Origin of the sequence: Wenyingzhuangia sp. (assembly GCF_039768515.1) — a bacterium.
Classification (GTDB): domain Bacteria; phylum Bacteroidota; class Bacteroidia; order Flavobacteriales; family Flavobacteriaceae; genus Wenyingzhuangia.
This window is the reverse complement of record NZ_JBDNAI010000099.1, coordinates 1-7,570: the sequence shown is the minus strand read 5'-3', so window position 1 is coordinate 7,570 and position 7,570 is coordinate 1. Positions and strand designations below refer to the sequence as shown.

The window sequence follows — 7,570 nt, the reverse complement described above, 5'->3', positions numbered from 1 at the left end:
GTTGGATTATGTATGATACAGATTTTGGCTTTGGACCCTTTTTTAATACAAATAATTTTAATGACGATACCCTTAGTTTTGCATTGAATCCCAACGGGCCAGGTTGGCCCAACCCACCTTGGTCTACCCTTTTGTTTAGAAGATTGACTACAAATATTGGATTTAGAAACACTTTTATAAACCGATACGCAGATGAACTAAACACTCGATTTTTATCTTCAAATGTGATTTCACATATCGATCAGATATACAATTCGATTCAACCTGAAATAAATGCTCATTATTCTCGTTGGAAATCCGACCCCTCTCTTGTTAATTTTGGTAATAATATTACCAATATAGAAGGATGGGTGGGGTACTATATCAATCTAATGAAAACGTTTGCTAGCAATCGGCCGGAAATTGTAAAAAATCATCTCAAATCTACATTTAATTTACCCAATATCCATTCAATAACCATCAAAAATCCTGCTATTTCTAAAGGATTTGTGGCAGTGAATGAAAATTTAAAAATTCAAGAATCGATATGGACCGGAGAGTATTTTCAAACGGTTCCTATACAGTTAACAGCAATTCCTGAGGTAGGTTTCGAGTTTTCTCATTGGACTGGAGATCTTTATTCTAATCAAGCAACGATAAACATTGACTTAAATGACTCTTTTCAAGTAATTCCAAATTTTGTCATCTCTATTACCGAGAAACCCCTGGTGATCAATGAAATTAATTATAAATCAAGTAGTGATTTTAATGCTGATGATTGGGTGGAGTTGTACAATCCGAATGCAGTTCCTTTGGACATCTCAAATTGGCAAATAAAAGATAACAATGATCAAAATATTTTTACCATTCCCAAAGGTACTTCCATTGAAGGAGATGGGTATTTAGTATTTGTCAAGGATGCTTCAAATTTTACTTCTGTCTATCCATAAATAACAAACTACATTGGAGAAATTGGTTTTGGATTTGGAACCTCTGATACTGTAAGGCTGTTTAATAAAGACAATGTTCTTCAAGATGAAGTAAGCTATACCAATGAATTACCTTGGTCAGATTGTGCAGATCAAACAGGGAATACCTTAGAATTAATGACCCCAAATTTAGACAATGCTTTACCAGAAAGTTGGAGTTGCACCAATCCTAATGGTAGCCCAAATGCTAAAAATAAGTCCAGACTTTCTTTTAACGAATACGTTACAACTGAGGTGAAAATTTATCCAAATCCCGTTCGAGATGAATTGTATATATCTGGGGTGTCGGGTCAATTTGAAGTTCAGGTGTTTACACTTACTGGGCAAGAAGTTTCTTGTGATACTGATACTTATAAAGTAGATGTACATAAACTAAAGAGAGGAATGTATTTTATAAAAATAAACAAAGACTCAGACACTACTCTTTTAAAATTTATAAAGTATTGATCTAATTTTTTAAAGCCTTGACTTTTCCCCACTTAAAACTTATCAAATAGCAACATTATAAGAACAGATGATTTATCAACTAGCACTGATAGCTAAAATCAGCCACTAAATTGTTAAAAGCAACCCGATTGTTTATTATTTTTACACATGGATTTATTTACTTCTGACAAGATCAAAAACATTCTTCCTTATGATGGGGTTACTCACTACCACGGAAAAATTTTAAATAAAAATCAATCTGACTTTTATTATAAAATCTTTATGGAAACCATTCAGTTTAAACCTGACGAAGCAATTATATTTGGTAAAAAAATAATTACCAAACGAAAAGTTGCTTGGTATGGAGAATCAGCATATTCATATACTTATTCTAAAGTAACAAAGCAAGCAAGTATCTTTACCAAAGAGTTGTTAGCATTAAAAGCTATTGTAGAAAAAGAAAGTGGAGAAACCTATAATTCATGTTTGTTAAATTTATATCATTCTGGAGAAGAAGGAATGGGATATCATTCCGATGGTGAGAAAATGCTGAAAAAAGAAGGAGCCATTGCTTCCGTATCTCTAGGCGCAGCTAGAAAATTCTCTTTTAAGCATAAAGAAAACAAACAAAGAATAGATGTTGTTTTAGAAAATGGCAGTTTATTGGTGATGAAAGAAGGAACTCAGAAAAATTGGTTACATAGATTACCACCTACCAAAAAAGTAAATGCACCTCGTATTAATTTAACTTTTAGAACGATAGAATTATAATTGTATACTTATTTTTATCAATTTTTTTTTCATTTGGATTCTAACAAACAAGCGACTGTAAATTTAAATAAATACATCAGCTCTTCAGGAATATGCTCTAGAAGTGAGGCTTAAAAATTCATCAATGAAGGGAGAGTTACCCCTAATGGGAAACCCACTCAATTAGGAAATAGAAAAGGTAAGAATGACTTGTAAAATTAGAGGGTAGAGACATTGTAAAGCCTCAAAATAAGATCCTGTATATTGCCCTAAATAAACCCGTAGGCATTGTTTATACTACCGATGATAGAGAACTAAAAACATCATTTGATGATACCTTTATCTTGCTATAGTTTTAAGTCTTTAAGTTTAGGGTGTTTTTACCATCGAAATAAAAACAAATTAGAAGCTAAATGACCTTTGTTTTTATTGTTTTAAGAATGTCCATTCGTTTTATGAGTTCTCTTGGGTAAAGTGTATTGTTTTTTATCAGTAGATTTGTAGGTGTAAATCGAAAAAAACAAGGTAATTTGCTTGTTTCAACGTTTTGTTTGGTTAGATCCTTTATGATTGCTGTGCATAATTAAATACAGACTTCAGTTAAAGAAAGTAAAACATGAATATAGATAGGTTTATCTTTTCATTAATTTTGTCAATAATCCTCGCGTTCTTAGCTCCAGGTGGTGCTGAATTATTACATATAAAGCAATTGACAACTGTAGGAGTTGGATTGATTTTCTTCTTCTACGGATTAAAATTATCATTTGATGAGGTTGTTCGGGGATTAAAAAGATATCAATTGCATATCATCATTCAGCTTAGTACTTTTTTATTGTTTCCATTGGTTGTATTGCTTTTTAAACCCATTTTGATAAGATTTGTCGGTGAAAATTTCTGGATAGGATTGTTTTTTTTGGCAGCGCTCCCTTCTACAGTCTCTTCCTCAGTAGTTTTAGTCTCTCTAGCCAGAGGAAATGTGCCTTGTGCAATTTTTAATGCTAGTGTCTCTGGTCTGATAGGGACTTTTTTAACTCCTATTTGGATTGGTCTTTTTGTGAGCCAACCTGGAGAGCTTTCACTTGGAGGTGTTTTTTTAAAATTATTTTTTCAGATTTTATTACCATTAGTTTTGGGTTTATTGCTAAATGCCAAATATGGTTTTGTTGTAAAAAAGAATAGTCAAAAGTTTGCTGCTTTTGATAAGATGATCATCCTCCTTATTGTCTATTCAAGTTTTTGTACTTCTATGCTGTCCAAAATATTCGATACAGTGAGTTGGTTTCAGTTATTCTGTCTCTTTGCTGTTGTGCTTTGTCTGTTTTGGATGGTCATAGGATTCCTATATTTTATTGCTCTAAGGTTTCATCTTTCTTTGGCAGACCGTATAACTGTAACTTTTTGCGGTACAAAAAAATCTTTGGTTCACGGTTCAGCAATGATTGATATTATTTTTAAAAGTAGTGTGCATGCAAGTTTATATTTGCTTCCTGTGATGCTTTATCACATTACTCAACTCTTTATTATATCTTCTTTAGCGAGTAAAATCAGAAAGAGTACCCCCTAAAAAGTTATATTTTTTTAGTCATTACGATTCCCTCAAGGATGTTGTGAATAATTTGTAATGTTAACAACATGTTTTCGACAAAAACTCTAGTCTTTAAAGCCAAAGTCGATGAACAAAATAATGATGCTACTGTTCCTAGCCCTATCTTCATGTATCGGAGAAGATATTGTAAATGACAGTGTCCCAGAACAGTTAAGAATTGTAAGTAATCTCCATCAATTAAGGGTTGGAGATGTTGTCAAATTAGAAGCTTCTTACTTCAACAGAGTAGGAGAAAAAGAAGATAAGAGGGTTTTATGGGAGAGTTCAGATTCTATTGTGATATCCATAGATACCATTACTACTTCTCTGACCGCAGCTTCAGAGGGTATTGCCACTGTTATTGCCAAAACATCAGGCATGTCAGAAGTGCTATCAGATCAATATCATGTAGCCGTTTTACCTGAGAAAGAAGAAGTTCTTGTTTTACCTGAACTCACAAAAGTAGGAACATTTGCTAAAGTATCTTCTTATGCCTCTGCCGGGGATTTTGAAGTTAAAAAAACATCATCAGGTATACAAATCCATTTGGCTAGTAATTATGTAGCAGATCAGAGCTTACCTGGTTTTGCTTTGTTTTTAACAAACAATCCAAATTCACTAGCAAACGCTCTACAAATAGATGCTTATGATGATGAAGACGGAGCTCACTACAAAGGCAGTTTCATTTACAGTATTGATGATCTAGGGTTGAATGATTATTCATATTTGGTTCAGTGGTGTAGGCCTTATTCTATTTTAGTGGGCCAAGCTTTAATAATAGATAAATAATTTCATGAAGTATTTGCAGTTTTTATTAACAATCAGTTTGGTGCTTACTTTTCAAATCAACTACGCCCAATGGGTAAAAGAAAAAGGTAATGGATATTATAAAATAACAGCATGGACCCTGGTAGCCGACAAGCATTATACCAGTTCAGGAGCTATTGATTCAAATGCAACAAGAGGTAATTTCACGTTTAGTTTGTATGGCGAATATGGAGTTACCAATAAAATAGATGTATTGTTGTATTTTCCCTTGTTTACAAGAATTTACCAAAACACACAGGTCTCTAAAACAAAGGGGAATGTTTTGCAAGAGGGACAGGCTTTTAATGCTATTGGTGATGTAGATTTGGGTCTTCGATATTCTTTGTTCAAAAAGAAGTATTTAGCGGTCTCTACTACTTTAAAGATGGGGTTACCAACAGGAAGAGATAATGCAGGTAGTGATGGAAGTTATCAGACAGGAGATGGAGAATTTAATCAACTTTTTCAGTTAGATATTGGAACTTCTTATCAATTGTATTCTGAACCTTCTTACACAAAAGCCTATGTTGGATTTAACAATAGGACTCAAGGTTTTTCTGACGAATTTCATTTAGGAGTAGAAACTGGTGTAAAGTTTTGGCGTAAATTATGGGGTGTCGGTAGGCTAAACATCGTCAAATCTTTTAGTAATGGCACGTTATCTGTTCAAAATGCACAAGGAAGTATTTTTGCAAATAATGTTGAGTATGTAAGCATTGGAACCGAAGTGGCTTATGATATAGTTCACAACATAGGAGTATCTCTAACCTGGGCAAACGCCATTTCGGGACGTATCATCTACGCAAATCCTTCCTGTAGTCTAGGTGTTTTTTTGGATCTGAAGTAATGGTGCTTGTACTGTTTTAATGAGGATACCAATTTGTAAGATTCTTGTTCATTGTATAGATAATTGCTTGGCACTGCATAACGACTTTAGTTTTTTTTTTTGATTTGTGTCATTTCGTAATTATTTGCCTCTATGAGATTGTTTTTCTTTGATGAGCATCTCAAATTTGTTCGTTACGATGGTTATTTTACTTTTCTTTAACGCTTGTTCCTAACAAAGTGTTATTTTTGTCGTTATGAAATTTAAGATAGAAGCACTAGATCCCCAAAGTAAAGCGAGAGCAGGAGAAGTAACGACCGATCACGGTGTGATTCAAACCCCAATATTTATGCCTGTGGGAACCATGGGTACCGTCAAAGGTGTGCATCAACGTGAGTTAAAGGAAGAGATCAACCCCGATATTATATTAGGGAATACTTACCATTTGTATTTAAGACCAAAAACAGATATTATCGAGGCTGCTGGAGGATTACATAAATTTATGAATTGGGATCGTCCTATTTTAACAGATTCGGGAGGTTATCAGGTTTATTCTTTATCGGGTCGTAGAAAAATTAAAGAAGAAGGAGTTAAATTTAAGAGTCATATTGATGGTTCATATCATTTCTTTTCACCAGAAAATGTTATGGAAATCCAACGAAAAATTGGAGCAGATATAATCATGGCTTTTGATGAATGTACTCCTTATCCTTGTGATTATAACTACGCAAAACGATCGATGCACATGACCCATAGATGGCTAAATAGATGTATCAATCATTTAGAAAAGACACCCTATACTTATGATTATGCCCAGACCTTTTTTCCAATTGTACAAGGAAGTACCTATACAGATTTGAGAAAACAATCGGCAGAGTATATTGCAAATGCAGGAGCGGAAGGAAACGCTATTGGAGGATTGTCTGTAGGAGAGCCCGCAGATGAAATGTATGCTATGACCGATGTGGTTTGTAGTATTTTACCAGAGGACAAACCTAGATATTTAATGGGGGTAGGAACACCTATTAATATCCTCGAAAACATCGCTTTGGGTGTGGATATGTTTGACTGTGTGATGCCGACACGTAATGCACGTAACGGAATGTTGTTTACTTCCCAGGGACACATCAATATCAAAAATAAGAAATGGGAAGATGATTTCTCACCAGTGGATCCCGCTGGCATTACTTGGGTAGATACAGAGTATTCAAAAGCCTATTTGCGTCACTTATTCGTCTCTAACGAATTTCTGGGAAAACAAATTGCAACCATACACAATTTAGGATTTTATCTTTGGTTGGTAAGAGAAGCCAGAAAACACATTGTGACAGGAGATTTTAGAGAATGGAAAGACAAGATGGTAAAGCAAATGGACAATAGACTGTAAACTTGAGAATTTTAGATAAATACATACTGTTCAGATATTTAAAGTCGGTATTTTTTACCCTTTTTATTTTGATACCCATTGCGGTTGTGATTGACGTGTCAGAAAAGGTAGACAAGTTTTTAAGACATGATGATTTGACATTTCTGCAGATCATTAAAGAATATTATCTGAATTTTATCTTGTATTACGGAAACACTTTCTTGCCCTTAGCTACATTTATAGCCTGTATCATGTTTACGTCTAAGTTAGCAAACAATACTGAAGTCATCGCTATCAGTAGTGCTAATATTTCTTTTACTCGTTTTTTGAGACCCTATTTTATTGGGGCAACTATTCTAGCAGTACTTGCTTTAGGAATGAATCATTTTGTTGTTCCCAATGGAAATGAAGTTAGAAATGAATTTGAAGCAACCTATATTTTGTCTAAAAAAGGAAACAGATCATTTGTAAAGAATTTTAATTTGCAGTTAAATGATAGTGCAAAAATTTTTATGAAAAATTTTAGTGTGTTGAATAATAAGGGTTATAATTTTTCTTACACTGAATTTGAGGACACAAAAATAGCCTACAGAATTGTTGCTGAAAATGTCACTTGGAATGAGGAGAAAGGAACCTTTAAGCTCTCAAAGTTTAGAGAACGTTTTGTGTATGCGGATAGGGATTCTATAACCAATGGAATAGACACACTCATGACATTAGATTTTACTCCAGATGATTTACTGATTTCAGGTTCTAAATCAATGGATTTAACCTCAGACAAGCTGATAGATTTTATTGAAAAATCTGAACGAAGAGGAATTAAAAATTTAAATGCGTATTAT

At 33.7% G+C, this 7,570-nt stretch carries 8 protein-coding genes; all 8 read left to right on the top strand.

Annotation, left to right across the window (positions count from 1 at the left end):
- On the top strand, nucleotides 1-929 hold a 929-nt coding region (locus ABF281_RS06735), incomplete at its 5' end, for a CotH kinase family protein (RefSeq protein ID WP_347180918.1).
- A 156-nt stretch (nucleotides 930-1,085) separates the two neighbouring features.
- Entirely contained in the window at nucleotides 1,086-1,415 is a 330-nt protein-coding gene (locus ABF281_RS06730; RefSeq protein WP_347180917.1) for a T9SS type A sorting domain-containing protein, read from the top strand.
- Between the two features lie 147 nt (nucleotides 1,416-1,562).
- A complete protein-coding gene (locus ABF281_RS06725; RefSeq protein ID WP_347180916.1) occupies nucleotides 1,563-2,165 on the top strand; it encodes an alpha-ketoglutarate-dependent dioxygenase AlkB in 603 nt (200 codons plus the stop codon).
- A 595-nt stretch (nucleotides 2,166-2,760) separates the two neighbouring features.
- Nucleotides 2,761-3,708, top strand: a complete 948-nt coding sequence (locus ABF281_RS06720; RefSeq protein ID WP_347180915.1) for a bile acid:sodium symporter family protein — start codon at nucleotides 2,761-2,763, stop codon at nucleotides 3,706-3,708.
- 108 nt (nucleotides 3,709-3,816) lie between these two features.
- On the top strand, nucleotides 3,817-4,518 hold the full coding sequence (locus ABF281_RS06715; protein ID WP_347180914.1) for a hypothetical protein: 702 nt from the start codon (nucleotides 3,817-3,819) through the stop codon (nucleotides 4,516-4,518).
- 4 nt (nucleotides 4,519-4,522) lie between these two features.
- Complete coding sequence (locus ABF281_RS06710) at nucleotides 4,523-5,383, top strand: hypothetical protein (protein WP_347180913.1); 861 nt, start codon at nucleotides 4,523-4,525, stop codon at nucleotides 5,381-5,383.
- 235 nt (nucleotides 5,384-5,618) lie between these two features.
- Nucleotides 5,619-6,749: a tRNA guanosine(34) transglycosylase Tgt gene (gene tgt / locus ABF281_RS06705; protein WP_347180912.1), complete on the top strand. Its 1,131-nt coding sequence runs from the start codon at nucleotides 5,619-5,621 to the stop codon at nucleotides 6,747-6,749.
- A gap of 2 nt (nucleotides 6,750-6,751) precedes the next feature.
- A partial coding sequence (locus tag ABF281_RS06700) for an LptF/LptG family permease (RefSeq protein ID WP_347180911.1) occupies nucleotides 6,752-7,570 on the top strand: 819 nt, incomplete at its 3' end.